The sequence below is a fragment of the Aminivibrio pyruvatiphilus genome (assembly GCF_004366815.1).
Lineage (GTDB): Bacteria > Synergistota > Synergistia > Synergistales > Aminobacteriaceae > Aminivibrio > Aminivibrio pyruvatiphilus.
In genome coordinates, this window is record NZ_SORI01000014.1 from 1 (window position 1) to 24738 (window position 24738).

Here is a 24738-nt window from a genome sequence, read left to right on the forward strand (position 1 = left end):
CACTTCAGCAAGCTTCCATGTCATACCGTTCAACTTGCATGTGTTAAGCACGCCGCCAGCGTTCGTCCTGAGCCAGGATCAAACTCTCAAATAATTTATTGCAGGACTTCGCTTGCATCTTTATGCACTGTATTCTTTTTTCAAGTTCCGGCGTCGCCCCGTGAGGCAACGGCGAAGAATATACCACGCCCAAAAAGGTTTGACAAGCCCCCTTTTTCAATTTCGGCGAAAAAATTTTTCCGGAGGGATGGTATAATCAGGCAGAACAGGATGTGAACTGATTCTGATGCGTCCCCGAGGGGATGTTTTCTGTTTGCAAGGAGGAACGTCATGGCCCGTGTATCAAGCTCATCTTCCGAGAGAGATCCGTCGTCTCCGGCACGACGGAACGGAAAACCGCCGAAGAGAAGATCCCTTCTCAAGTCGATTTTCCTTGTGTTCTTTTTCCTGTTTCTTCTGGCCGGAGCGGCTGTTTCGGTTTTTGTGGCCCTGTACCTGAGGGATATTTCCGAGGATCTGCCCACTGCCACGGAGATGCTGGCCCACAAGGCGAACGTGGCAAGCGTGATCTACGACCGGAACGGAGAGCCCGTCGCCCGGCTGTTCACGGAGAACCGGCAGCCGGTGGAGCTGAGAAACATTTCTCCGTGGATCATCAAGGCCACCCTGGCTGCGGAGGACTCATCCTTCTATCAGCACGGAGGGATCCGCCTTCTTTCCATTGCCCGGGCTTTTATTGAAAACCTTTCAAACCGGGGGGTCAGGCAGGGGGGAAGCACCATCACCCAGCAGCTTGCCAGAAACCTATTCCTCAGCCAGGAACGTACTTTTGAACGCAAAGCCAAAGAGGCCATTCTTACCGTACGGATGGAACAGCTATTTACCAAGGACCGGATCATGGAGATGTACCTGAATACGATTTACTTCGGCCACGGCGCCTGGGGAGTGGATACAGCGGCCAGAACGTACTTCGGGAAGCCGTCATCCGAAATCACCCTCCCTGAAGCTGCCATACTGGCAGGTCTGATAGCGGCTCCGGGAAGATACAGCCCCCTTTCGAACTTCGAAAGCTCGAAGGTCCGGCAGAAGTACGTGCTGGACAGGCTGCTTACCCTGGGCTGGCTCAATGAAAAAGAGCGTGACGAGGCCTTCGCGGCCGAGCTGGAATTCAAGCATGTTCCCAACAAGGTGCAGGAGTTCAACAGGGCTCCCTATTTCGTTGCCCACCTGCTGTTCAACGAACTGCTTCCGAAGTACGGGCCGGACCTGGTCTACTCGGGGGGCATGGAGATCCACACCACCCTGGACCTGAAGATGCAGGAGGCCGCGGAAAAGGCCATGAAGGGGCTGAAGAGCCAGGGAGCCATCGTGGGCATGGACCCGGAGACGGGAGAAGTGCTGGCCATGGTGGGAGGGCACGATTTTGCCGTGAGCAAGTTCAACCGGGCGACCCAGGCCTTCCGCCAGCCTGGATCGGGCTTCAAGCCCGTCGTGTTCGCCTCGGCCTTCGAATCAGGGCTCCTGCCGACGGACCACTTTCTTGACATGAAGATCGAGTACGAAAAGAAGGGGCCGAACATGACGGTGTGGGCTCCGGAGAATTACAGCGGCAAGTTCAGCGGCGAGGTGACCCTCGAATACGCGCTGATTCATTCGATAAACACTGTGGCGGTGCGGCTGATCGACTATGTGGGAGCACGGAATATCCTGACCACGGCGCGGAACATGGGGATCACGTCGCCCCACGTGCCCGCCGATCTTTCCCTTGCCCTTGGAACGGCGAGCATCACCCCCCTGGAGATGGCGGTGGTGTTCTCCGCCTTCGCCAACAACGGAAAGACGGTAACGCCCCTGATGATACGGGAGATCCGGTCGGGGAACGGCGATGTGCTTGAATCCCGGAGCCCCTTTTCAACCCCGGGGATCTCTCCCGAGACGGCGGTGACGGTCCGGTCCATGCTGATCGACGCCGTGCGGTCCGGAACGGGCACCCGGGCCCTGCTGAAGGACAGGGAGACTTTCGGCAAGACGGGCACGACGAATGATTACAGCGACGCCTGGTTCCTGGGCGGCGTTCCTGGTCTGACGGCGGTGGTGTACGCCGGAAACGACGACCACAAGCCCCTGGCCAAGAAAGGCGCCACGGGTGGAGTCATCGCCGCGCCGGTCTGGAAGGCATTTGTTGAAGAGGCCGTGAAGGGCCGGAATCTGCCGCTGCAGTTCTCCGTTCCGGAAGATGCGGACGTGGAGAGCGTCAAGATCTGCCGGACGTCCGGATTCCGGGCGATCAGCGGGTGTTCGGCGGTGACCATTTTCATGCGGAAGAACGCCGCCCCCCAGACGAACTGCCCCATCCACGGCGGCGACATGTACGCCAGTTCCCAGGATCCGAACGCTCCGAGGCTGATACTGGTTCACAACGACAGCGAGACCTATGCGTCTTCGGGTCAGTACGCCGACGCGGGGACAGCGGGACCTCCTCCCGAGACGGGGCCTGTGAAGGTGAGCAAGCCGACAGGGCCTTCCGAGGCGGTAGCGCCTTCGGACATGGCGTACAAGGACCCGAACCCCGCGGATTCCGTGGAGGATAAGTACCAGAAGCTGCTGAAGCAGTACGGGATTACGAATTGACGGCTGGAAGAGAACCGGGGGCCCCTTTCGGGGCCCCCGGTTGTTTGAGAAAAAGTTGAGATTCTGTCATCCTGAACGAAGTGAAGGATCTGTTTTTGCTTTGTTCCGGGAGCTCATGGAATCAAAAAGAGTTCTTCCGGACAAAAGACAAAAACGAGATTCCTCCCCCTTCGGGGACGCGATCGCTCCGCTCAGGATGACAAGCTTTTTTGTCATCCTGAGGGCGGGTTTTGCCCGAAGGATCTCGGGGTTGGGTAATTCAGGATCAAAGTCAGATCCCTCGGTCGCTTCGCTCACTCGGGATGACAAGCAAGGGCAAACCCAAGGCAGATCCTCCCCCTTCGGGGATGCTTCGCGATCGCTCCGCTCAGGATGACAAGCTTTTTTGTCATCCTGAGGGCGGGTTTTGCCCGAAGGATCTCGGTTTGAGGACTTTCAGAATCAAGAGCAGATCCTTCCCCTCCGGGGACGCGATCGCTCCGCTCAGGATGACAGCAAAAGCGAGATCCTCCCCCTTCGGGGATGCTTCCTCCGCTGCGCTCTGGATGCTGCGCGATCGCGATCACTTCGTTCAGGATGACAGGCAAGGGCAAACTTGCGCGACCGCGATCGCTCCCCGGAATGACAATTCTTCCCCCCTACATCCCGCCCCGTATGCCGTCGAGGATGATTTTCTGCTCCGCCGAGGCGACGATGCGCCGTGTGTAGTCCAGGGCGTCGGGGTTGACGCTGATGCTGTCCATGCCCATGGCGACGAGTTTCTCCGCGAAGTCGGGGAAGACGGACGGGCCTTCGCCGCAGATGGAGCACGGTATGCCCGCTTTCCGGGCCGCCCGGACGGTCATGGATATGGCCTCCAGGACGGAGGGGTGCCGTTCGTCGAAGTAGCCCATGGCGCCGAGCTTGCCCGAGTCCCTGTCCACGCCGAGGATAAGCTGGGTGAGGTCGTTGCTTCCGATGGTGAAGCCGTCGCAGAGGGAGGCGAACCGGTCGGCCTGCAGTACGACCGAAGGCACTTCCACCATGAGCCAGACCTTGAAGGACGGGCCGGAGACAAGCCCCTCGGACTCGAGGATGGCCCTGACCTGCTCCATTTCCCGGAGGGTCCGGACAAAGGGTATGATGACGGAGAGGTTGGTGAGGCCGAAGTAATCCCGGACTTTCTTCACGGCGCGGCATTCGAGGCGGAAGCCCTGTTCGTAATCGGGGGAGACATACCGGGACGCTCCCCTCCAGCCGAGCATGGGATTGGATTCAAGGGGTTCCAAGTCCTGACCGCCCCGGAGCTTGCGGAAGTCGTTGGTCCGGAAGTCGCTGAAGCGCATGAGCACAGGTCTTGGAGAGAATCCCGAGGCGACGGCGGCTATGCCTTCGGCGAGCTTGTCCACGAAGAGGGTTTCCTGTTTCGTCCGGACGAGGTAGATGGGGTGGATGCCGATGTCGCCGGTGAAGATGAATTCGGTTCTGAGAAGGCCGACACCGTCGGCCGGCAGGACTGAGCACCGCTCCACCGAGGCCGGGCCTTCAAGGTTGATAAGTATTTTTGTTGCCGTGACGCTCTGGGGAATCGGGGAGGCGGCGGGTTGCCCCTGTGCCGCCGTACGGGGCGACGCGGCCGGGAGGGCCGAAACGGCGGAGACAAGCGAAGGAGCTGTGCGCTCTTCTCCCTGGAAGACAACTCCCCGGGTTGCGTCCACTACCACGTTCTGTCCTTCGGCGAGGACTTCGGTGGCGTTCCTGGCGCCCACTATGCAGGGTATTCCGAGCTCCCGGGAGAGTATGGCGGCGTGGCACGTGCGGCCGCCTTCGTCGGTGACGACGGCTCCGGCTTTTCGGAGCGCGGGGATCATGTCCGGCGTGGTCATGGTGGTCACGAGGATGTCGCCGTCGGTGATCTTCACCGCATCGGCTGATCCGGGAACAAGGACGACCTTTCCGGCGGCGAGGCCGGGAGAGGCGGCGAGGCCCCTGCAGAGAAGCTTCCGCTCGGGAGTTACCGGAGCAGGGGACGAGTTCTCGTGCTTCCCGTTCTTTGTCATGATCTCAGGTCCTTTCAGAAAGATCCGCGCCGGGTGTACACCCGGCGCGGTGGATCTTCTTCAGTTCTAGCTGATTTTGCCCATGGCCGCGTGGGCGGCGGAGATCCGGGCCACGGGGACCCTGAAGGGCGAGCAGCTCACGTAGTTGAGGCCCACGGCATGACAGAAGGCGATGCTGGAGGGGTTGCCTCCGTGCTCGCCGCAGATGCCGATGGAAAGCTTGGGATTGACTTTCCGTCCCTTTTCCACGGCGATCTCCATGAGGGCGCCCACGCCGTCCCGGTCGAGCTCGTGGAAGGGGTTGACGGGGAGAATGCCCTTGTCCTCGTAGTGACCGAGGAATTTGCCCTCGGCGTCGTCGCGGGAGTATCCGAAGGTGGTCTGGGTGAGGTCGTTGGTGCCGAAGCTGAAGAATTCGGCGTGCTCGGCGATCTGATCGGCCACGAAGGCTGCGTGGGGTACTTCGATCATGGTGCCCACGAGGTAGCTGAACTTCTTGCCGGACTTTTCCATGTAGTCCTTGGCGATTTCGTCGATCTGCTTTCTGAAGAACTCCATCTCGGTCTTCACGCCCACAAGGGGGATCATGATTTCGGGATGAATGTCGATGCCCTCGTCCACAAGCTGCAGGACGGCCTCGAAGATGGCGCTGGCCTGCATGGCGGAGATTTCGGGGTAGACGATGCCGAGGCGGCAGCCCCGGAAGCCGAGCATGGGGTTGGACTCCTTGAGGGATTCCACCTTGGCCATGACCTTGCGGACGCCGTCGGCCTCGGGAGAGTGTTCCTTTCCGGCGGCAACGAGTTCGGCGAGCTCTTCCTCGAGGTCCCTCTCCTTGGGCATGAACTCGTGGAGGGGCGGGTCGAGGAGGCGGATGATGACGGGAAGGCCCTGCATTTCCTTCAGGATGCCGTAGAAGTCTTCCTTCTGCATGACCTTGAGCTCATCGAGGGCCTTGACCCGCTCCTCGTAGCTGTCGGCCACCACGAGGCGCTGCATGACGGGAAGGCGGTCGGCGGCCATGAACATGTGCTCGGTGCGGCAGAGGCCGATGCCCTTGGCGCCGAAGGACCGGGCGCGCCGGGCGTCCTCGGGGGTGTCGCCGTTGGCCCAGACCTGGAGGCGGGCAAATTCGTCGGACCAGGAGAGGACGGTCTTGAAGTCTTCGCTGAAGGAAGCCTCCTTGAGGGGGGCGCCGCCGATGAGAACCCGGCCGGTGCTGCCGTCCACGGTGATGGTGTCTCCCTTGCGGACGACCCTGTCGCCCTTGGAGATGGTCTCCTTGTTGAGGTCGATGAGGATGTCCTCACATCCGCTGACGCAGGGCTTGCCGAGTCCGCGGGCGACCACGGCGGCGTGGCTGGTCATGCCTCCGCGGCTGGTGACGATGGCCTCGGCGGCGAAAAGGCCGTGGATGTCGTCGGGGCAGGTCTCGGGCCTGGCAAGGATGACTTTCTTGCCGGACTTGGCCAGTTCGACGGCGTCGTCGGCGTCGAAGCAGACGATGCCCACGCCGGCGCCGGGGGAAGCGGGAAGTCCCTTGGCGAGCACTTCATTCTCCGCCTTGGGGTCGACCTGCCGGTGCAGGAGCATTTCAACCTGCTCGGGGGAGACCCTGCCGACGGCGGTTTTCTTGTCGATGAGGCCTTCGTTCACCATGTCCACGGCGATCTTGACTGCCGCCCCGGCGGAGCGCTTGCCGTTCCGGGTCTGGAGGATGTAGAGCTTGTTGCGCTCGATGGTGAACTCGATGTCCTGCATGTCCTTGTAGGCCTTCTCGAGGTTGGTGGTAATCTCGAAAAGTTCGTCGTAGATGGCGGGCATGGCGTCCTTGAGCTGGGCGATGGGAAGGGGCGTCCTGATGCCGGCCACCACGTCCTCACCCTGGGCGTTGACGAGGAATTCGCCGTAGAGCTCCTTCGTTCCGTCGGAGGGGTTCCGGGTGAAGCACACGCCGGTGCCGCAGTCGTCGCCCAGGTTGCCGTAGACCATGGAGACGATGTTGACCGCCGTTCCGTAGGTGTCGGGAATTTTGTGGAGCTTCCTGTAGGTGACGGCCCTGGGGTTGCCCCAGCTTCTGAAGACCGCCACGACGGCGTTGCGGAGCTGCTGCCAGGGGTCGGAGGGGAAGTCGAACCCGGCTGACTTTTTGAAGATCTCCTTGAACTTCGCGACCACCTCCACGAGGTCTTTCTCGGGGATCTCGTTGTCGAAGGTTACGCCGAGGGTTTTCTTGGCGTGCTCCAGCACTTCTTCGAAGGCGTCTCCGTTGACTCCGTGGACCACGTTGCCGTACATCTGGATGAAGCGGCGGTAGCTGTCGAAGGCAAAGCGCCTGTCACTGGAGGCCCTGGCCAGGGATTCCACCGATTCGTCGTTGAGGCCGAGGTTGAGCACCGTGTCCATCATTCCGGGCATGGAGACGGGGGCTCCGGAACGGACCGAGACCAGCAGGGGGTTCTCCCCCGAGCCGAAGGTCTTGCCCGTTTCTTTCTCAAGGGCATTCATGGCGGCAACGACATCGCCCCAGATGCCGTCAAGGAACTTCTCGTCCTTGCCGTATTCGAGGCAGGCGTGGGTGGTCAGAATGAACCCCTGGGGAACGGGAAGGCCGTACTGGACCATCTGGGCCAGGTTGGCTCCCTTGCCTCCCAGGAGATTTTTCATCTCCGCGTTGCCTTCTCTGAAACTGTACACGTACTTCTCTGCGTTCATCTCTATTTCGCACCTCCATGGAATGAATGTCTCTCCGTCGCCCCGGCGAGCAGGGCAAGTATTTCATGGGCCGTTTCCTCTATAGCCCGTTTCGTGACATCGAAAATCACAATGCCGAGATTTTCCATTATACCCGAAGCGTAATCGATTTCCCTCATAATTTCTTCAGAACGTACATACAAACTTTCTTCCGGGGGCAACCCCATCATGGACATGCGCCTGGTGCGGATTTCCCCCAGGGATACGGGCGATCTCGTGAGGCCCACGATCCGCGTCCGGGGAATGCGGAAGAGCTGCGGAGGGGGCTCGATGCCGGGAACGAGGGGCACGTTGGCCGCCATGATGCCCCTGTGGGCAAGGTACATGCACAAGGGGGATTTCCCCGTTCTCGATATGCCCACGATGACCACGTCCGCCTCCTTGAGGATGGAGGGGTTCCCGCCGTCGTCGGCGGCGATGGTATACTCCACGGCCCGGACACGCCGGAAATACTCCCTGTCCATGGGGTGCAGGAGAGCCCGGTCTTCTTTCGGCCCCTGGCCTGCCGCCGTCTCAAGCCCCGTGAGCACGGGGGAGAAGGCATCGTACTCGTCGGTGCCCTGACCGAGGCAGGTTTCCTTCACGAGCCGGCGGTATTCTCCGGAAAGAAAGCAATGAAGCACCACGGCGCCTGTCCGGGAGGCTTCGTCCAGGGCCTCGCGGATTTTGTCCTCTCCTGTCAGGGAGCCGAAGCGGGTTATTTCGATGCCCGTCTTGCCGAAGCGGCGGGTGATCCATGACGCGCAGGCCTCGGCAACCTCGGAGAGGCAGTCCGAGAGAACGAAAAGATCCACGTTTTCCCCGTCGGGGAAAGAAAATCCGTTCCGTCGTTCACCGAAGGTGACCACCAGCCTTCCCTTCTCAGCGGGCCCTGAGGAAATCCAGGATCTCCTGGGCAGTCTCTTCCACGGCCCTGTCGGTCACATCGTAGATGCGTGCGCCAAGGGACTTGAGATAGTCGGTGGCGGCCTGCAGCTCCCGATCCACCCGCTCCCTGGTGGCGTAGGCGGAAGCCGACGGTTCGAGACCGAGGAGCCGGAGCCTCTCCTGCCGGATCTGGATGAGCCTTTCAGCCGAGATGATGAGGCCCACTATCTTGGACGATGGTACTTTCCTGATGATCTCCGGGGGATCCACCTCGGGGATGAGGGGGATGTTGGCGGCCTTGAAGCCTTTGTTGGCGATGTACATGGAGAGGGGGGTCTTTCCCGTCCTGGAGACGCCGAGGATGACCAGGTCAGCCTCGGGCAGGGATTCGGTGCTCCGGCCGTCGTCGCACTGGATGGCGAATTCCACGGCCTTGATCTTCTGGAAGTAGTCTTCGTCCAGCTTCCGGAGCAGTCCCGGCGCCTGGAGGGGTTTTCTGCCAAGCCGCATCTCCAGGGCGTCCACCATGGGGCCGAGAAGGTCCACAAAGGGAATTCCCGCGGCGGCGGTTTTCTCGGCGAAGACGGAGCGGGTCTGCCGGTCCACCAGGGTGCAGACCACGATGGAAGGGACGGCGGCCGCCCGGGACACGACCTCGTCAATCTTTCCGGATCCCTCCACGTACCGGTACCGGACGATCTTCGAGAAATCGGTGTCGAACTGGCTGATGGCGGCGAGGGCCACGTGCTCCGCCGTCTCGCCGGTGGAATCGGAAACGATAAAAAGGGTCAGGGTTTCCAGGGCGTCCACTCTCCTTTGGTTCGGTAATGGTTCGCTTGGCCGAAGGGGATTCCGGCTGAAAAGTGTCTCCTCCGGAATCCCCGGGCATTTCGTCAGGCTCCTTTGAGCACCCCCACGTCCCCCACCTTGAGGAAGAGGGCGCTGCACATGGAAAGGAGGGCTATGCGGTTGTTTTTTATCTTTTCATCGGGATCCATGACAAGAACATCGTCAAAGAAGGCCGTGACGAAGGGCGACAGTTCCGCGAGATATCCCGCGAGACCGTTCCAGTCCTGTTTTTCCATGGCCCCGTCAACGAGGGGAAGCACTCTCCGGATTTCGCCGTGGAGGGCGGTCTCCGCGTCCCTGGCGAAGAGGGCCGGGTCCACTGTTCCCGCCTCTCCCCCGCTCTTGGAGATGATGTTCCGCACCCGCACCGCCGAGGTGACCAGGTTGGAGAACCATTCCACCCCCTGGAGCTTCGAGAATACGTCCAGGAACCGCAGGACCTGGAGGGGCCTGTGTCCCGTGACGGATATTGCCAGTGATGTGAGCTCGTGGCCGAATCCCTTTTCCTTGACCTGCATGAGCAGCCGCTGGGAAAGGAAGGCCAGGACCTTTTCCCCCGTCCCGGGCGAGGCTGACAGGAGCTTCATGGACTGCTCCGCCAGCCTGGAAACGTCCACGTCAAGCCTGAGGCCCCAGATGATCTCGTTGATGCACCGGGCGGCCCGGCGGAGACCGTAGGGATCCTGGGAGCCGCTGGGCTCGAGGCCTACCTTGTGGCAGCTCACGATGACGTGGGTCCGTTCGGCGAGGCCGAGGATGGCTCCCGGCACCTCTCCGGGAAGTTCGCTGCCCGCGGCCTTGGGGAGATACTGGTCATAGAGCGCCCGGGCCACTTTTTCGGGCTCGCCGTTTCGGAGGGCGTACTCCCTGCCCATGAGCCCCTGGAGTTCGGGAAATTCGTAAACCATGTTGGTGACAAGGTCGGCCTTGGCGAGGAACGCCGCGCGGTCCACCACGGGAACGAGGTCGTTCATGGCCATTTCGCCGCAGAGCCAGAGAGCCAGCTCCCTGGTGGTCATGATCTTGTCGTGGAGAGAGCCGAGCTTCTCCTGGTAGACGATGTTCTTGAGACGTTCCACGTTGGCGGCGAGCGGATTTCTGAGGTCTTCGCCCCAGAAGAAGGCGGCGTCCTCGAGGCGGGCCCTGAGGACCCGCTCGTTGCCCTCCCGGACCACCGCCATGTTGGAGGCCAGGTTGTTGCTCACGCCCACGAAGTAGGGAAGGAGCTTCCCGTTTTTCCCCCGGACGGAGAAGTACTTCTGGTTCTTTTTCATGGAGGTGGTGAGCACTTCTTCGGGCATTTCAAGGTACTTCCTGCTGAAGGACCCGAAGAAGGGCACGGGATACTCCACCAGGTAAAGGTTTTCGTTGATGACCTCGGGGTCGAGCTCCACGGAGCCGTCCAGGTCCTTCTCAAGGGAGGCGATGCCGGCGAGCATCTTCTGGCGGCGCTTGTCCTGGTCGAGGATGACGTAGTTGTCGTAGAGCTTGTCCATGAAGTCGGCCGCGTCACCGATGACGATGTTCCGGGCACCCATGAAGCGGTGCCCCACCGTGGAGTTTCCGCTCCTGATTCCGCCGTATTCGAAGGGGATGACTTCCCGGTCAGCCATGGCGAGGATCCACCGGATGGGCCTGGCGAAGCGGACCGTGGGGTCGTCCCAGTACATGTTCTTGGGGAAGACGAGCTTCCTGATGAGGGCGGGAAGGAGCTCCGGGAGCATGTCGATGCTCCTGCCCCCGGGCTCGGAGACCTCGGCGCAGGCATAGCGCACGCCGTCCACTTCCGTGGGAGTAAGCTGTTCGATGGAGACCCCCCGGCTCTTGGCGAAGCCGTGGGCCGCCCTGGTGGGGTTGCCGTTGACGTCGAAGGCGGCGTTCCATGCCGGCCCCTTGAAGGTGTTGACCAGGTCGCTCTGCCGTTCGTCGGCGTCACGCACGAGGAGGGCTATCCTGCGGGGCGTGGCGAAGACGGAAAGGCTCTTGAAGGCTATCCGGGCGGAGGCCAGGTCGTCCCTGGCGGTCTTCTCGAGGAATTCGAGGGTGTCCGGCAGGAAACGGGATGGGATTTCTTCGGTTCCGATTTCGAGAAGGATGTTTTTCAGTACCATGGCGATTACCTCCTGGCCGATTCGGGGCCGAATTTTCCGCGGAAGGGATGGCCCATGGCGCGCCTCTGGGCGGCGTAGGCGGCGCAGCACTTGCCCGCGAGCATCCTGATCCTGCCGATGTACCCCGTCCGCTCGGTGACGCTGATGGCGTTCCTGGCGTCAAGAAGATTGAAGGTGTGGGAGCATTTCAGGACGTAGTCGTAGGCGGGAAGGACGAAACCCTTGTCCAGGATGCGCACGGCCTCGGCCTCGTACATGCCGAAGAGCTGGAAGAGCATCTTCGTGTCGGCGATCTCGAAGTTGTAGTGGGAGTATTCCACTTCTCCCTTGTGGTGAATGTCGCCGTATTTCACATCTTCCACCCACTGGAGGTCGTAGACGTTCTCCACCTTCTGGACGAACATGGCGATGCGCTCGATGCCGTAGGTGATCTCGGCGGGCACCAGGTCCATGTCGATGCCGCCCACCTGCTGGAAGTAGGTGAACTGGGTGACCTCCATGCCGTCGAGCCAGACTTCCCAGCCGAGACCCCAGGCCCCCACGGTGGGGGATTCCCAGTCGTCCTCCACGAACCGGATGTCGTGGGCGGCGGGCTCGATGCCCAGGGCGGCGAGGCTCTGGAGATAGAGGTCGATGATGTTGGCGGGGGCGGGCTTGATGATGACCTGGTACTGGTAGTAGTGCTGCAGGCGGTTGGGGTTTTCGCCGTACCTGCCGTCGGCGGGTCTGCGGGACGGCTCCACGTAGCCCACCCTCCACGGCTCGGGGCCGAGGACCCGGAGGCATGTGGCGGGGTTCATGGTGCCCGCCCCGACCTCTATGTCGTAGGGCTGCTGGACGACACATCCCTGCTCCGCCCAGAACCGTTCGAGGCGAAAGATGATTTCCTGGAAATTCACGCGTAATCCCTCCTAGATGGAAATGCCTTGTAAAAGAACGGGAAGGGGTTCCCCGGTCATTTCTGATTTTCGAACATGTTCTTCATCCTTTTGCAGGCGTCCTTCCAGAATTCCCTGTCATTTCCGGACGCCGGAAAGAGCCGCTTCACCTCGTCAAAGGGGCATTCCGCCGCGGCGACCAGCCGTTTCCGCCGGCTGTCCGTCAGGCAGGCCCCTCCGCTGTGGCGGGCGCACTCCGGGCAGTTCAGCCCTTCCGCGTTCCATACGGCATCGCCGAGGGGCTTCCCGCAGGAAAGGCAGAATGAAAGCGACGGAGCCAGTCCCCAGGCTTCCAGCCACTTGCGCAAGAAGCGCCACTCCACTGCCGGGGGGTCCGCACCTTCCCTGACCAGGATGGAGGACCAGTAAAAAAGGGCGACCAGTTCATCGCAGGGAAGTCCGGGAACGAGGTGGAGGCAGAGCAGCCGGTCCCATTCCAGAAGCACCCGGAGTTTTTCCGGAGCGGCCCGGAGGGACCAGAAATCTTCCTTCACGTCTACCGACTTAAGATAAAACCTTCTCGTTCCTTTGTAAAGGTTGAAGTTTCCCCACGAGAGAGGTTCCGCTCCCCCGCCGAAACGAACTCTCCCCCTGCCGGCGCCCGGGGCGGAAACCCAGACCGGGCCGATGCCCCTGAGGAGGAGGTAGAGGGAAATGTTCCCCTCGGGGTTGGCATCCCGGCGCAGAACAACCCCCGACCGGCGGACGAGCCCCTGGGGAAGGGTGTCGCTCACGGCGACTGTTCTTTGATCCCCAGCTTGCGGAGGTCCGACTCGGATCTGCGCCAGTCCGAACGGACCTTCACCCAGAGGTCGAGGTAGACCCTGTGCCCGGTGAGGGCCTGGATCTCGAGCCGGGCGAGGCGGCCGATCTCCCGGAGACGGGTGCCCTTGTCGCCGATGATGATCCGCTTCTGCCCCTCCCGTTCCACGTAGATGGTGGCCCGGATGAAGAGAACCTCCCGTTCGGGGTATTCGTCGGGGCTCTTGTACTCCTCGATTTCCACCGCCGCGCTGTGGGGAACCTCCTCGTGGGTGAGCCGGAGGACCTTCTCCCGGATGATCTCCGAGGCGATGAACTTTTCCGGCCGGTCGACGAAGATGTCCTCGTCGTAAAAGGGAGGGCCTTCGGGAAGGTGCTTCACGATCATGGAGACGAGCTCGGGAATGCCCCTGCCCGTTTTGGCCGACACGGCCACGGCGCCCGCCGGGGAAATCCGGGCCCCGTAGATGGCGGCCACCCTGTCGGGGAGGTCTTTATCCTTCTGGCTGTCGCACTTGTTGACCACCAGCAGGATGGGGGTCTCCGCCTTTTCGAGGCAGGCGAGGATCTCTTCGTCCTCGGGGCCGACGGAGCGGTCCGAGGCCTCCACCACGTAGCAGACGAGGTTGGCGTCGTTCATGGAGGCCACGGCGGCGTCCACGATGGTCCGGCCCAGGGTGTGCTTCGGAAGGTGGATCCCCGGCGTGTCGGTGAAGACGATCTGGAAGCCGTCGCCGTTGTAGACGCAGCGGATGACGTTCCGGGTGGTCTGGGGCTTGTCGGAGACGATGGAGGCCTTGTAGGCGATCAGGCGGTTGATGAGGGACGATTTGCCCACATTGGGCCGTCCGGCGAGGACCACGATGCCCGACCGGAAGGGGGCGCCGGCGTTCGTCATGACCGGGACTCCTTTTCCAGGAGGAAGGGCGCGGGGAACAGGGCCGAGAGGCTGAGGACCGCCGCTCCGGCACCTTCCCGGACGACGACCAGCAGAGAGGGGTTGAACTCGGCGAGAAACTGCCTGCAGGCACCGCAGGGAAGACACGGCTCCCCTTCGGCCCCCGCGATGGCGACGGCAAGGGGCCTGCCTCCGCCGGACGCCGCGAGGGTCCCGGCGGCATTCCGCTCGGCACAGAGGGAGAGTCCGTAGGAGGCATTCTCCACGTTGCAGCCGGTGACGAAACCCGGCCGTCCCTCCACGAGAAGGGCGGCCCCCACGGAAAACCGGGAATAGGGAGCGTAGGCCATGGCGCGGGCCTCCTCCGCAGCCCGGAGCAGGTCTTCGGCGGGCGGGTAGTCTTCCGGCCAGGAGGAGCGGAAGGGGTCCAGGTTCAGGGAGGTCATTCCCCGCCCTCCGGGAAGAAGAAGCCCTTCTCCTTGGGCCGGAGCCGGAGCAGCTTGATCCTGTGGTCTTCCACCTCGAGGACCTCTATCTCCCAGACTTTGCCGTCCGAATGGGACCTATAGTGGACTGTTTCCCCGGGAGAGGGAAAATCCCCCGAGATGGAGAGAACCAGGCCGCCGAGGCTCTCGGCGTCCTCGGACTCGAAGGACGAGCCGAGGAAGTCGCTGAGGTCTTCGAGGCCGAGGTGTCCCTGGACGAGCCAGGATCCGTCATCCTCGGGGAGAAGGGTGGGCTTTTCCTTGTCGTATTCGTCCTGGATCTCGCCCACGATCTCCTCGAGCAGGTCTTCCAGGGTGGCGATGCCCGCCACTCCGCCGTATTCGTCCACCACGATGGCCATGTGGACGTGGCGTCCCTTCATGGTGTTGAAGAGTTCCACCACCCTCATGCTTTCGGGAACGAAGAGGGCCTGGCGCATGATGGACGAGACGGGCACGGAAAGGTTCCCCGCGAGGAGGCTGGGGATGGTGTCCTTGACGTAGAGGATGCCCACGATGTCGTCGGGGCTCTCGTCATAGACGGGAACCCGGCTGTGGCCATGCTCCTGGAATATCTTCATGGCCTCGCTCACGGTGGCTTCCGAGGAGACGGCATCCATGTCGGTGCGGGGGACCATGATCTCGTAGACCCTGGTCTCCTCGAAGGAGATGATGCCGTGGATCATCTTCCGTTCCACTTCCTCCAGGGCGCCCGACTCCTCGCCGATGTTGACCATCTGCTCGAATTCCTCCCTGGTGACGAAGGGGTGCCGCGCCTTGAGGTCCACCTTGAAGATCACCCCGAGGCCCCGGACAATGTGGACCATGATCCACAGGAAGGGGGCGAGCAGGATGTCGAGCAGTCTGAGCAGGGGCAGGGAGAAGGCAAGAATGGAGTCCGACCGGACGATGGCCACGCTCTTGGGAAAAATCTCGCCGAAGACCACGATGAGCACGGTCATGACGCCGACGGACACGATGAGCCCGCCCTGGCCGAGGAGCATGATGGCCAGCGACGTGGCCACGGCGCTGGCTGCGATGTTCACCAGGTTGTTCGAGATGAGGACGATGGTGAGGGCCCTCTGGATGTCCCGGAGCAGCCAGTCGAAGAACCGCTTCTGGTAGGGGTAGCGCTCCATGAGGGCCAGGATCTTCCCCCTGCCGGAGGAGGTGATGGCCGTCTCGGACGCGCTGAAAAAGGCGGAGAGGACAAGCAGCAGGATCAGCAGGAGGACGGATTCGGTGAGCAGCACGTTCACGACTTCACTCCCCCTTCACCTGACCGGACGGCGGCATCGAGGAGGGCCCGCCGGATTTTTTCCTGGGCCGCCTCCATGGCCGTTCTCCGTTCGTCGGTGTCATGGTCCCAGGCCAGCAGGTGCAGAAATCCGTGGGCGACCATGAGGGCCATCTCTTCGAGAAATGCCTGTTCCGAGGGGGCGTTCTTCCGCACATACTCCGGGCAGATGACGATATCCCCCAGGGGAAGAACGGGCATTCCCTTGTCAGGCCGGAACTCCCCGTCCTCCTCCCACATGGGAAATGAAAGGACGTCCGTGGGTTCGGCAAGTCCCCTGTGAAGCCTGTTCTGCTCTTCCATTTCATCGAGGGAGAGAAGGGTGACCGAAATTTCCGCACTCGGCGGAAGGGTTTCGGGCAGGGCGAGTTCCTGAAAGGCGGCCGAAAGAACGCCGTCCGCCGCGGTCAGCATGTCCCCCAGGGGGGCTCTACTTGCGGGATCGGCGTCTTCGCTGTTATCGAGACGCAAGTGAACCTTCAATTGATTCTTCCTCCTGTTTTTTCAGTTTCTGTTCGAGCTGGTCCTTGTCCTGTATCTCCTTGACCTTCCTTGTATGATACATTGACTGGAAGGCGTAAAGCAACGTCTGCCGTATCACGGCAAGGTCGCGGATGGTGAAATCGATGTCGTCGAGCTGCCCTTCCGACATCTTCGCCTCCACTACGCCCTCGATGGTCTTCTCGAGGTCGGGAATGGAGGTGGAGGCCCTCATCTCGGCCCTCACCGCCGCCTCTATGGAGTCCACGAGCATAAGCAGACCCGTTTCCCTCGTCCGGGGACGGGGACCGGGATAGCAGAACTGGTCCCGGGGAACGGAGAGGCCCATGCTCCGGGCCTTTCTGTAGAAGTAGGAGAGGCAGGTGGTGCCGTGGTGCTCCGCTATGAAGGCGCGGATCATCTCGGGCAGGTGGTACTCCTCCGCCAGTTCGAGGCCTTCCCGGATGTGGGCTATGATGACCAGCGCAGAAAGAGACGGCTTGAGTTCGTCGTGGATGTTCTCGTTGCCCATCTGGTTCTCCACGAAGAACTGGGGACGCCTGAGCTTGCCGATGTCGTGGAAATAGGCCCCCGCCTTGAGAAGGTTGGAGTTCATGCCGAGCTTGTCCGCCACCACCTCCGCCAGGGTCCCGAGCATGAGGGAATGGTGATAGGTTCCCGGCGCCTCGATCTGGAGCTTCTTGAGGAGAGGATTGGACGGATGGCTGAGCTCCATGAGAAGAAGGGGGGAGAGCACGTCGAAGGCGTTCTCCAGCAGGGGGAGCACCGCGATGACCAGGGTGCTCCACCCGGCGTTGCCCAGAAGCAGGTAGAGAAACAGTTCCGGATAGATGCCGAGGTCGAAGGCCCAGCGGATGAAGAGCCCCACTGCCGCCTGGATCAGGCCGAGAAGGAAAAGCTGCCGCCAGAGGTGTCCCCGGGAATGGATTTCCCGAAGCAGGTGGTAGCCCGCCAGGGAACTGATGATTCCCATGAGGGATACGAGCACCACGTGGAGGGCCGAAAGCCCCGTGACCACGATGCCGCCGAGGATGCTTCCCCCGAGGACCACGGGAAGGGCGAGGCCGGGGGGGAGGGTGAGGTAGGCGCAGCCTGCGAGGAAGAGGCTGCCCATTCCCTGGACGTTGAACATGGATGAAAAGTACTCCACCACCCAGCTCAGCCCCACGACGAAGGAGAGGTAGAGCCACGGGATGTTCTGCCGGGCCGAGGGCCTGAAGCTGGTCTGGAGAAGCACCCAGAGGGGCCAGAAGGGAAGGGCGAGCAGGGCGAAGAGGATCTGCTTCCAGGGGAAGGTCACCTGGGAGTATCCCTGCATTTTCAGTATCCTGGCCACCTGGGGCGTCACCGTCTGCCCTTTTTCGATGAGCACGTCTCCGGGAGCCACGCTCCGCTCCACAGGCTGGAGGGATTCGGCGAGCTCGCCCCGGAGGGTCTCGGTAAGGTCGTCGTCTATCCGGGTAAGGGGTTGGAGGATCTCGTCGAGGACCTGGAAGATGACGTTGTTCTCCTCCATGGGGAGGGAGAGTTTCTCGATCTCTTTCCAGATGATCTCGGGCGCGGGGGTCAGGGGCTGACTGTCGCCGCCCACGCTCTTGAGAAAGTCGCTGCTGATCCGGGCGGCCTCGGTAAGGATCTTCTTCCGGCCGTCCTCGGGCATGCTCTTCAGCAGGTCGGCGAGGCCGGGCGACAGGGAGAGGGAAGCCACGTCCCCCTTGGCCATGGCCTCGATCTTGACGATGAGGCGGTCCATGGCGGCGCCGTCCCTCACGAGCACTCCGGCCACTGTCTCCCCCACCCGGGAGCGGAGCACCCTGGTCCCCTCGTCGTCGAGATAGCTCATGGGATAGAGGGCGAAGTACGACCGGGGGGAGGGATCTCCGAGGACAAAGCCATTGACCCTGTCGGTGAGGACCCAGCGCAGGAGGACGATGGACATGGCGAAGGCGATGAGGATGAGCACCCCGGAAGCGCGGAACAGGGGGTACTGTTCCGCAAAGAAGGCGGTGAATCCCTTCTTTCGTGCCTGGCCGAGGAGGTTTCTGCTAGACTGACTGTTCCCGCTGCTGCTCATAGCGCTCGTAAGCCTTCACCACCTGCTGGACGATTTCGTGGCGCACCACGTCGGAATGAGTAAGGTAGAAAAACTCGATGCCCTCGATGCCGTGGAGAATGTCCCTGACCTGCCTGAGGCCCGACTGCTTGCCCGCGGGAAGGTCCACCTGGGTGATGTCGCCGGTGATGACCGCCTTGGACCCGAAGCCGAGGCGGGTGAGGAACATCTTCATCTGCTCGGGGGTGGTGTTCTGTGCCTCGTCGAGGATGATGAAGCTGTCGTTGAGGGTTCGTCCCCTCATGTAGGCGAGGGGGGCGATTTCGATGACGCCCTTGTCCACGTAGCGGAGGAACCGCTCCGGGGACAGGAGGTCGTAAAAGGCATCGTAGAGCGGGCGGACATAGGGCTCCACCTTTTCACGGAGGTCGCCGGGGAGGTACCCGAGGCTTTCACCGGCCTCCACCGCAGGGCGGACGAGGACGATACGGCTGATGGCCGCCGCCTTGAGCAGGGCCACGGCATGGCAGACCGCCAGGTACGTTTTGCCCGTTCCCGCCGGTCCGATGGCGAAGACGATGTGGTTGTTCCTCACCGCCTCGAGGTATTTTCTCTGCCCTTCGGTCTTCGCCCGGATGGGCTTTCCCCGGGCGGTGGTGCAGATGACCTCGGAGAAGAGGGGGGCGAGGTCCACCGCCCCCTTCTCCGCTATCATGTCCATGGCGTAGCGCACGTCGGCCAGATAAAGGGGGTGCCCCTTTCCGGCGATCCTGTGGAGCTGTTCCAGGAGCGAGTGGACCATGTCCACCACTCCGCTGTCCGGGCCACGGACGGCGACCCGGTTGCCCCTCACGACGAGCCGGACGGGATATCGCTCTTCGATGGCGGTGATATTTTCGTCATCCTTCCCGGCAAACCGGGACATGGAATCGATGTCCGGAAACTCGATCTCCTTGATGGAAAACCCCGTCTCGACCGTGTCGTTTACGTTATAGTTCGTCATAGGGCCGGTTCGTCGCCGCCTTTCACCCTGCTATACGGGATACCCCGCACCGTCCACCAGTTCGGCCACGCCCACGTCCACCTTCATCTCCCGGGCAAACTTCCTCATGAGGAAATCCTTCGCCACGGCGGGGAACAGGACATAGCTGAGCACGTCCTCAGGCTGGAGAATCCAGGGCTCCACGGCCTTCGCAGCCGCATCGAGCTCGGGGGCGATGTTCTCGGCGGGCCTGCAGGTGATGGGCGTCTCGTCGCCGATAACTTTTTTCTGGATTGCCGGGTCAAGCTCTGCGGGAGGCTTGCCGTACTGGCCGAGGAAGTAGCTGCGCACTTCCTTGGGAACAATCTTCCAGCGCTCGCCCACAAGCACGTTGAGGGTGGCCTGGGTGCCCACGATCTGGCTGGTGGGGGTGACAAGAGGAGGATAGCCCATTTCCTTCCGGACTCTGGGAACCTCGTTCAGCACTTCCGGCAGCCTGTGGAGGGCATTCTGGTCCTTGAGCTGGCTGACCAGGTTTGAGTACATGCCTCCGGGGATCTGGTACATGAGAACGTTGATGTCCACGCCGCCGAGGTCGACGAAAATCTTGGAATACTTCTCCCGGACCTTCTTGAAGTGGTTGGCGATGGGGACCAGCTTTTCAAGGTTGATGTCCGTGTCGAACTCCCCGCCCTTCATGCCCGCCACCAGGGATTCGATGGGAGGCTGGCTGGTGCCCTGGGCGAAGGGGGAAATGGCGCAGTCCACCACATCGGCGCCCGCCTCGAGGCCGGCGAAGTAGGCCATGGAGGCCATGCCGCTGGTGTAGTGGGAGTGAATCTGAACGGGGAGGCCGGTCTCCTTCTTGATGGTCCGGACGAGGGCGGCGGTCTCCACGGGGCTGATGATGCCGGCCATGTCCTTGATGCAGATGGAGTCGGCGCCCATGGATTTCATGTCCCGGGAGAGCTTGGCGAAGGCGTCGAGGGAGTGCACCGGGGACAGGGTGAAGGAGAAGGCGAGCTGCAGGTGGGCCCCTTCCTTCTTGATCTGGTCCGCGGCCACTTCCATGTTCCGGAGGTCGTTGAGGGCGTCGAAGACGCGGATGATGTCAAGGCCGTTGCCCACGGCCCGCTTCACGAACTCCCGGACGGTGTCGTCGGCGTAGTGGCGGTAGCCCACCACGTTCTGCCCCCGGAGGAGCATCTGGAGCTTGGTCTTCTTGAAGAGCTTCCGGAGGGTGCGGAGCCTCTCCCAGGGGTCCTCGTCGAGAAAACGCATGCAGGTGTCGAAGGTAGCCCCGCCCCAGACTTCCATGGAATGGAAGCCCACCTCGTCCATCATTTCGGCGATGGGGGTCATGTCCGAGATGCTCATGCGGGTGGCCATAAGGGACTGGTGTCCGTCCCGGAGACTCGTGTCGGTGATGCCGACCTTGCGGGGCGCCCCGTGGGGTGCGAAGGATTCGGCGGTTACAGCTTCAGGGACCGCCTTGACTTCCGCTGCTTCGGCCGGGGCGACGGGAACGGCAGGAGCCGCTGCCTTGTTCTTTTTTCCGTTCGTCATGTACTTTTCTCCTCCATACTTTTTGTGTTATTTTCCGTGCTTTTGTTCTCAATCCGCCGTGAGAGGCGAAGACTTCGCTTTTTCCCAGAGCCGGTCCAGCTCTTCGAGGGTATATTCTTTCCAGGGCCGGGACTCTTCAGCCACATACTGCTCCACCCTGCGGAACCGCCCGGAAAATTTCCTGTTGGCCCTTCCCAGAGCGGAGTCGGGGTTCACGCCGAGGTGGCGCGCAAGGTTGACGGCGGCGAAGAGAAGATCGCCCACCTCGTCCTCTATTTTTTCAGGGACGCCGTCCTCCGCGGCCTCCCGGATTTCGTTCATTTCTTCCTCCACTTTAGCATACAGGGGAGAAAGATCGCCCTCGGGCCAGTCGAAACCCACATGGGCGGCCTTGCCCTGGATGCGGTAGGCCTTGGCCAGGGGGGGCATTCCTTCGGGCACGCCCGCGAGGAGGGAGGTGTCCTTCTTCTTTTTGTTTTCCTTTTCTTCGGTCTTGATCTGCTCCCAGTTCCGGAGCACCTCACCGCTTGTGTCGGCCCGGGAATCTCCGAACACGTGGGGGTGCCTGCGGACCAGTTTCTCCACCAGGCCACGGACCACGTCCTCAACTGAGAAAAGGCCCATCTCCGAGGCTATCTGGGCAATAAAAACCACCTGGAGCAGCACGTCGCCGCACTCCTCCCGGATGTCGGCAGAGTCGCCCCTGGTGACGGCATCCACCAGCTCGTAGGCTTCCTCCACGATGTAGGCGCGCAGGCTCTCGAGGGTCTGCTCCCGATCCCAGGGGCACCCGCCCGGAGCCCGCAGGCGGCTCATCACCGACACGAGCTCCCCGAAGGAGCCGCCGCAGTTTTCGTTCATTCACCGCACCTGCTTTCCGTGACGGAGGGCATGAAGCACGTCGGCCAGGCCGGCGGTTCCGCCCGGGCCGGTGATCTTTCCCTCCGACGCATACCAGTTCTTTCTCTTTTTCAGATCGTCGAACACGGACCCCCTGCCCCGGAGGACAGTGTCTCTTTTCCCGCATTCCACAGACAAGATACCATACTTTCCGCCCCGTGACCGCAGCAAAGATACTGAAAAGAGATTCTTCAGGGCCTCCGGCAGGGGACCGAACCTGTCCTGCACTTCCTTTTCAAGATCCCGGAGCTCCTCGGGCCCGTCGACACGGAGCAGCCGCCGGTAGAGGGCGATGCGAATGGTCTCCTGGGGGATGTAGGAGGCCGGTATGAGGCACGGGATGTCGGCCGCCACATCCGCCGATGAGGGGAGGGTTCCCCGGAGCTTCGCTATTTCCTCCTCCAGCATGGCGTAGTACAGGTACGAGTCCGCCCGGCCCCTTTCGCTGCCGTGCTGGGACGTACCCAGCAGGTCGCCGCTTCCCCGGATCCGAAGGTCCTCCAGGGCGAGGTCGTACCCCGCTCCCCCTTCGTTGAGGGTGGTGATGGCGTCCAGCCGCTCGAGGGTCTCCTTCCCCAGGGGGTGCCCCTCGGGGTAGAGGAAATAGGCGAAGGAAGATTCCTCCCTCCGGCCGACCCGGCCCCTGAGCTGGTACATCTGGGCGAGGCCGAGCTCCTGGCAGTCCTCCACGATGAGGGTGTTGGCCCCGGGAACGTCCAGTCCGCTCTCGATAATCGTGGTACAGAGAAGGATGTCAAGTTGTCTATTATAGAATTTCAGCATGGTCTCTTCAAGCTCGTTTTCCTTCATCCTCCCGTGGGCTATCCCGAGGGAGGCTGTGGGAAAGAGCTTCCGCAGAAAGGACGCCCGCTCGTCGAGACGGTAGATGCGGTTGGATACGTAGAAGACCTGTCCCCCACGCTCCAGCTCCCGAGCGACGGCCGATTTCACGAGCCCCGTGTTCCAGGGGCCCGCCGCCGTGATGACCGGCACCCGGTTATGGGGCGGCTCGTTGAGCAGGGAGATGCTCCTCATGCCTTTCAGGGAGAGGGCAAGGGTCCGGGGAATGGGGGTGGCGGAGAGCATGAGCACGTCCACGTTTTCCCGGGCTTCCTTGAGCTTTTCCTTGGACAGAACGCCGAAACGGTGCTCCTCGTCCACGATAATGAGGCCGAGATCCTTGAAGACCACGTCCTTCTGGAGCATCCGCGCCGTGCCGATGAGGATGTCAACCTTTCCGGACGCGGTTGCCTCCAGCACAAGGCGCTGCTCTTTTTTGGACGAAAACCTGGAGAGAAGGGCCACGTTCACCGGGAAACCCGTCATGCGGGCGGTGAAGGACATGTAGTGCTGCTGGGCAAGGATGGTGGTGGGCACCAGCACCGCCGCCTGCTTCCCTCCCTGGACGGCCTTGAAGGCGGCCCGGACGGCCACTTCGGTCTTGCCGTAGCCCACGTCGCCCACGAGAAGCCGGTCCATGGGGTAGGGGCTTTCCATGTCGGCGGCCACCTCGGCCGAGGCGGTGAGCTGGTCTTTGGTCTCCACGTGGGGGAAGGCTTCCTCGAACTCGCTGTACAGGCCGTCGGGAGGAGGAAAGGCGAAGCCCTCCACCAGCTCCCGTTTGGCGTAGAGCTCAAGCAGCCCCCGGACCTCCTGCTGCACCCGCTCCCTGGTTTTGGCTACGCTCTTTTTCCACTTGACGCCCCGGAGGGAGTCGAGACGGACGTCGCCGCTCATGTGGTCCGGCAGGGGGGTGATCTTGTGGAGCTGGAGGACGGGAAGAAAGAGGCGCTGGCTGCCGTCGAACTCGAGGATGAGGCTGTCCATCACCTCTCCGGCCACGGACACCTCCTCGGAACCCCGGAAGACGCAGAGGCCGTAGTCCTCGTGGACCAGGAGCTGCCCTTCCGACAGGCGGTCGCTCCACTCCCGGGGGGGAGCGGAGAGCATGCCCGGGCCGGTGATCTTTTCCGATATCCCCGCCAGCTCAAGGTCGGAAATGTAGGCGATGCGGGATTCGGGATCGAGGAACCCCTTCGAGAGGGTGCCGTCCACGGGATGAACGGAAGCCTCCTCGCCGAAGGAGAGAATGCGCCGGTTTTTCGTGGCGAGGAAGAGGGAATATCCGTCTTTCTTCCAGGAGTCGCACATCCACCGGAACTTGTCCATGTTGCCCCGGAAGGGAGAAATCTCCTCCAGGTTCACCCCTGCCTCCGAGAAGGAGGCCGACGCGGTGATCCTGAGCCTGGGCCGGGACGCGAGGCGGAGGAAGATCCCGTTCCAGCCGGGAAGGACGGCGCCCCTGCCTTCGGCCTCCACGATGTCCTTCCAGAGCAGAGCGTAGGAGTCGGCGGAGACTTCGATCTTTGCGGGCTCGAAGAAGACGGAGACGGCGTTTTCCGGAAAAAGGGAGAAGAGGGAGGCTTCCTTCGACGTGCTGAGGGAGTGGATGTCGGCTCCGTCGAGCAGTCCCACGCTGGTCTGGGTGCGGGGAGAGAAGCTGCGGACGCTTTCGACGGTCTCGTCGAAGAACTCGAACCGCAGGGGGTGGGCGTAGGCCGGGTCGAACACGTCCAGAATGTAGCCCCGGAAGATGAACTGCCCCGGAGCCCAGACGATGTCGGACCGTTCGTACCCTGCATGGACGAGCCAGTCGAGAAGGTTCTCCCGGCGGTACTCCTTTCCGGCGGTGATGCGGATATCCCGGCTGCCCTTGTAGACGGGACCGAGAAGGGCGCCACCGCTTGCGGCGAGGATGCCCCCTTCTTCCCTCCACCGGGAGAGGGTTTCCCCCCGCTGGACGGGAAGAGCCCTGTCCGCCACGCCGTGGGGCGTCAGGGGAATTTCGTGCAGCAGCCGGACCCGCTCTCCGGGGAAGAGGGTCTCCCAGTCGGAGCAGAACAGGGCGGCCTGCTTCGTGTCGGGAAAGACAAGGAGAGCGGGGGTTGCGGGATTTCTGCAGACCCAGCACCGGGCAGCGCCGTCGAGGGGAAGGTGAAGAGCAGTGCCTCCCGTCCAGAGGCGTTCGTCGAGATCCCAGATTCTGTTCCCCGTGGGGGCGGGAGCGTTTCTCATATCATTCTCCATCCTGTAAAAAAAGGCGGC

Annotated in this window: 18 protein-coding genes and 1 rRNA gene; 1 reads left to right on the plus strand and 18 read right to left on the minus strand. The window is 62.2% G+C overall.

All coding sequences use genetic code 11. The features are described 5' to 3' along the window. Positions 1-94 (minus strand): 16S ribosomal RNA (locus C8D99_RS10155); the annotation flags it as partial. Between the two features lie 46 nt (positions 95-140). After that, entirely contained in the window at positions 141-422 is a 282-nt protein-coding gene (locus tag C8D99_RS15435) for a hypothetical protein (protein WP_208321156.1), read from the minus strand. A gap of 13 nt (positions 423-435) precedes the next feature. Between C8D99_RS15435 and C8D99_RS10160 the strand changes: the two genes are divergently transcribed. After that, a complete protein-coding gene (locus C8D99_RS10160; protein WP_243833894.1) occupies positions 436-2631 on the plus strand; it encodes a transglycosylase domain-containing protein in 2196 nt (731 codons plus the stop codon). A gap of 638 nt (positions 2632-3269) precedes the next feature. Here the strand turns inward: C8D99_RS10160 and C8D99_RS10165 are convergent. From C8D99_RS10165 to C8D99_RS10240, 16 genes are all read right to left on the minus strand, one after another. After that, positions 3270-4670 carry a putative PEP-binding protein gene (locus C8D99_RS10165; RefSeq protein ID WP_133958036.1) on the minus strand — a complete coding sequence of 467 codons (1401 nt, stop codon included), beginning with the start codon at positions 4668-4670 and terminating at the stop codon, positions 3270-3272. Between the two features lie 66 nt (positions 4671-4736). Next, entirely contained in the window at positions 4737-7385 is a 2649-nt protein-coding gene (ppdK, locus tag C8D99_RS10170) for a pyruvate, phosphate dikinase (protein WP_133958037.1), read from the minus strand. A gap of 2 nt (positions 7386-7387) precedes the next feature. Further along, the gene (locus C8D99_RS10175) at positions 7388-8272 is read right to left on the minus strand and encodes a pyruvate, water dikinase regulatory protein (RefSeq protein ID WP_166670130.1); all 885 of its coding nucleotides are present in this window, start codon (positions 8270-8272) and stop codon (positions 7388-7390) included. Between the two features lie 13 nt (positions 8273-8285). Continuing rightward, the gene (locus tag C8D99_RS10180) at positions 8286-9101 is read right to left on the minus strand and encodes a pyruvate, water dikinase regulatory protein (RefSeq protein WP_338024458.1); all 816 of its coding nucleotides are present in this window, start codon (positions 9099-9101) and stop codon (positions 8286-8288) included. An 83-nt stretch (positions 9102-9184) separates the two neighbouring features. Further along, a complete protein-coding gene (gene glyS, locus C8D99_RS10185) occupies positions 9185-11251 on the minus strand; it encodes a glycine--tRNA ligase subunit beta (protein ID WP_133958039.1) in 2067 nt (688 codons plus the stop codon). Positions 11252-11256: 5 nt separating this feature from the next. Then, a complete protein-coding gene (locus tag C8D99_RS10190) occupies positions 11257-12150 on the minus strand; it encodes a glycine--tRNA ligase subunit alpha (RefSeq protein ID WP_133958040.1) in 894 nt (297 codons plus the stop codon). A gap of 56 nt (positions 12151-12206) precedes the next feature. Then, positions 12207-12923 carry a DNA repair protein RecO gene (gene recO / locus C8D99_RS10195; protein WP_166670131.1) on the minus strand — a complete coding sequence of 239 codons (717 nt, stop codon included), beginning with the start codon at positions 12921-12923 and terminating at the stop codon, positions 12207-12209. Further along, positions 12920-13849: a GTPase Era gene (gene era / locus C8D99_RS10200; RefSeq protein ID WP_133958042.1), complete on the minus strand. Its 930-nt coding sequence runs from the start codon at positions 13847-13849 to the stop codon at positions 12920-12922. Before era ends, recO begins: the two co-directional genes overlap by 4 nt. Continuing rightward, the gene (locus tag C8D99_RS10205; protein ID WP_133958043.1) at positions 13846-14295 is read right to left on the minus strand and encodes a cytidine deaminase; all 450 of its coding nucleotides are present in this window, start codon (positions 14293-14295) and stop codon (positions 13846-13848) included. The genes era and C8D99_RS10205 overlap by 4 nt, the downstream gene beginning before the upstream one ends. Continuing rightward, positions 14292-15593 (minus strand): hemolysin family protein, encoded by a 1302-nt coding sequence (locus C8D99_RS10210; protein WP_133958044.1) that lies wholly within the window; start codon positions 15591-15593, stop codon positions 14292-14294. The genes C8D99_RS10205 and C8D99_RS10210 overlap by 4 nt, the downstream gene beginning before the upstream one ends. Then, the gene (gene ybeY, locus C8D99_RS10215; RefSeq protein WP_133958045.1) at positions 15590-16114 is read right to left on the minus strand and encodes an rRNA maturation RNase YbeY; all 525 of its coding nucleotides are present in this window, start codon (positions 16112-16114) and stop codon (positions 15590-15592) included. Before ybeY ends, C8D99_RS10210 begins: the two co-directional genes overlap by 4 nt. Then, positions 16089-18206 (minus strand): HD family phosphohydrolase, encoded by a 2118-nt coding sequence (locus C8D99_RS10220; protein WP_133958046.1) that lies wholly within the window; start codon positions 18204-18206, stop codon positions 16089-16091. Before C8D99_RS10220 ends, ybeY begins: the two co-directional genes overlap by 26 nt. Then, positions 18178-19110, minus strand: a complete 933-nt coding sequence (locus tag C8D99_RS10225; RefSeq protein ID WP_208321154.1) for a PhoH family protein — start codon at positions 19108-19110, stop codon at positions 18178-18180. The genes C8D99_RS10220 and C8D99_RS10225 overlap by 29 nt, the downstream gene beginning before the upstream one ends. Before the next feature lie 108 nt (positions 19111-19218). Beyond that, positions 19219-20733, minus strand: a complete 1515-nt coding sequence (locus C8D99_RS10230) for a pyruvate carboxylase subunit B (RefSeq protein WP_133958048.1) — start codon at positions 20731-20733, stop codon at positions 19219-19221. Between the two features lie 48 nt (positions 20734-20781). Further along, the gene (mazG, locus tag C8D99_RS10235) at positions 20782-21594 is read right to left on the minus strand and encodes a nucleoside triphosphate pyrophosphohydrolase (protein WP_133958049.1); all 813 of its coding nucleotides are present in this window, start codon (positions 21592-21594) and stop codon (positions 20782-20784) included. Further along, on the minus strand, positions 21595-24708 hold the full coding sequence (locus C8D99_RS10240) for a DEAD/DEAH box helicase (protein WP_166670132.1): 3114 nt from the start codon (positions 24706-24708) through the stop codon (positions 21595-21597). Between the last annotated feature and the right edge of the window lie 30 nt (positions 24709-24738).

What these genes read in the sequence shown, in the direction of transcription:
- C8D99_RS10165 (WP_133958036.1), bottom strand. Translation starts at nt 4,670, where the DNA reads ATGACAAAGAACGGGAAGCACGAGAACTCGTCCCCTGCTCCGGTAACT.
- ppdK (WP_133958037.1), bottom strand. Translation starts at nt 7,385, where the DNA reads ATGAACGCAGAGAAGTACGTGTACAGTTTCAGAGAAGGCAACGCGGAG.
- glyS (WP_133958039.1), bottom strand. Translation starts at nt 11,251, where the DNA reads ATGGTACTGAAAAACATCCTTCTCGAAATCGGAACCGAAGAAATCCCA.
- era (WP_133958042.1), bottom strand. Translation starts at nt 13,849, where the DNA reads ATGACGAACGCCGGCGCCCCCTTCCGGTCGGGCATCGTGGTCCTCGCC.
- C8D99_RS10205 (WP_133958043.1), bottom strand. Translation starts at nt 14,295, where the DNA reads ATGACCTCCCTGAACCTGGACCCCTTCCGCTCCTCCTGGCCGGAAGAC.
- C8D99_RS10220 (WP_133958046.1), bottom strand. Translation starts at nt 18,206, where the DNA reads ATGAGCAGCAGCGGGAACAGTCAGTCTAGCAGAAACCTCCTCGGCCAG.
- C8D99_RS10225 (WP_208321154.1), bottom strand. Translation starts at nt 19,110, where the DNA reads ATGTCCCGGTTTGCCGGGAAGGATGACGAAAATATCACCGCCATCGAA.
- C8D99_RS10230 (WP_133958048.1), bottom strand. Translation starts at nt 20,733, where the DNA reads ATGACGAACGGAAAAAAGAACAAGGCAGCGGCTCCTGCCGTTCCCGTC.
- mazG (WP_133958049.1), bottom strand. Translation starts at nt 21,594, where the DNA reads ATGAACGAAAACTGCGGCGGCTCCTTCGGGGAGCTCGTGTCGGTGATG.
- C8D99_RS10240 (WP_166670132.1), bottom strand. Translation starts at nt 24,708, where the DNA reads ATGAGAAACGCTCCCGCCCCCACGGGGAACAGAATCTGGGATCTCGAC.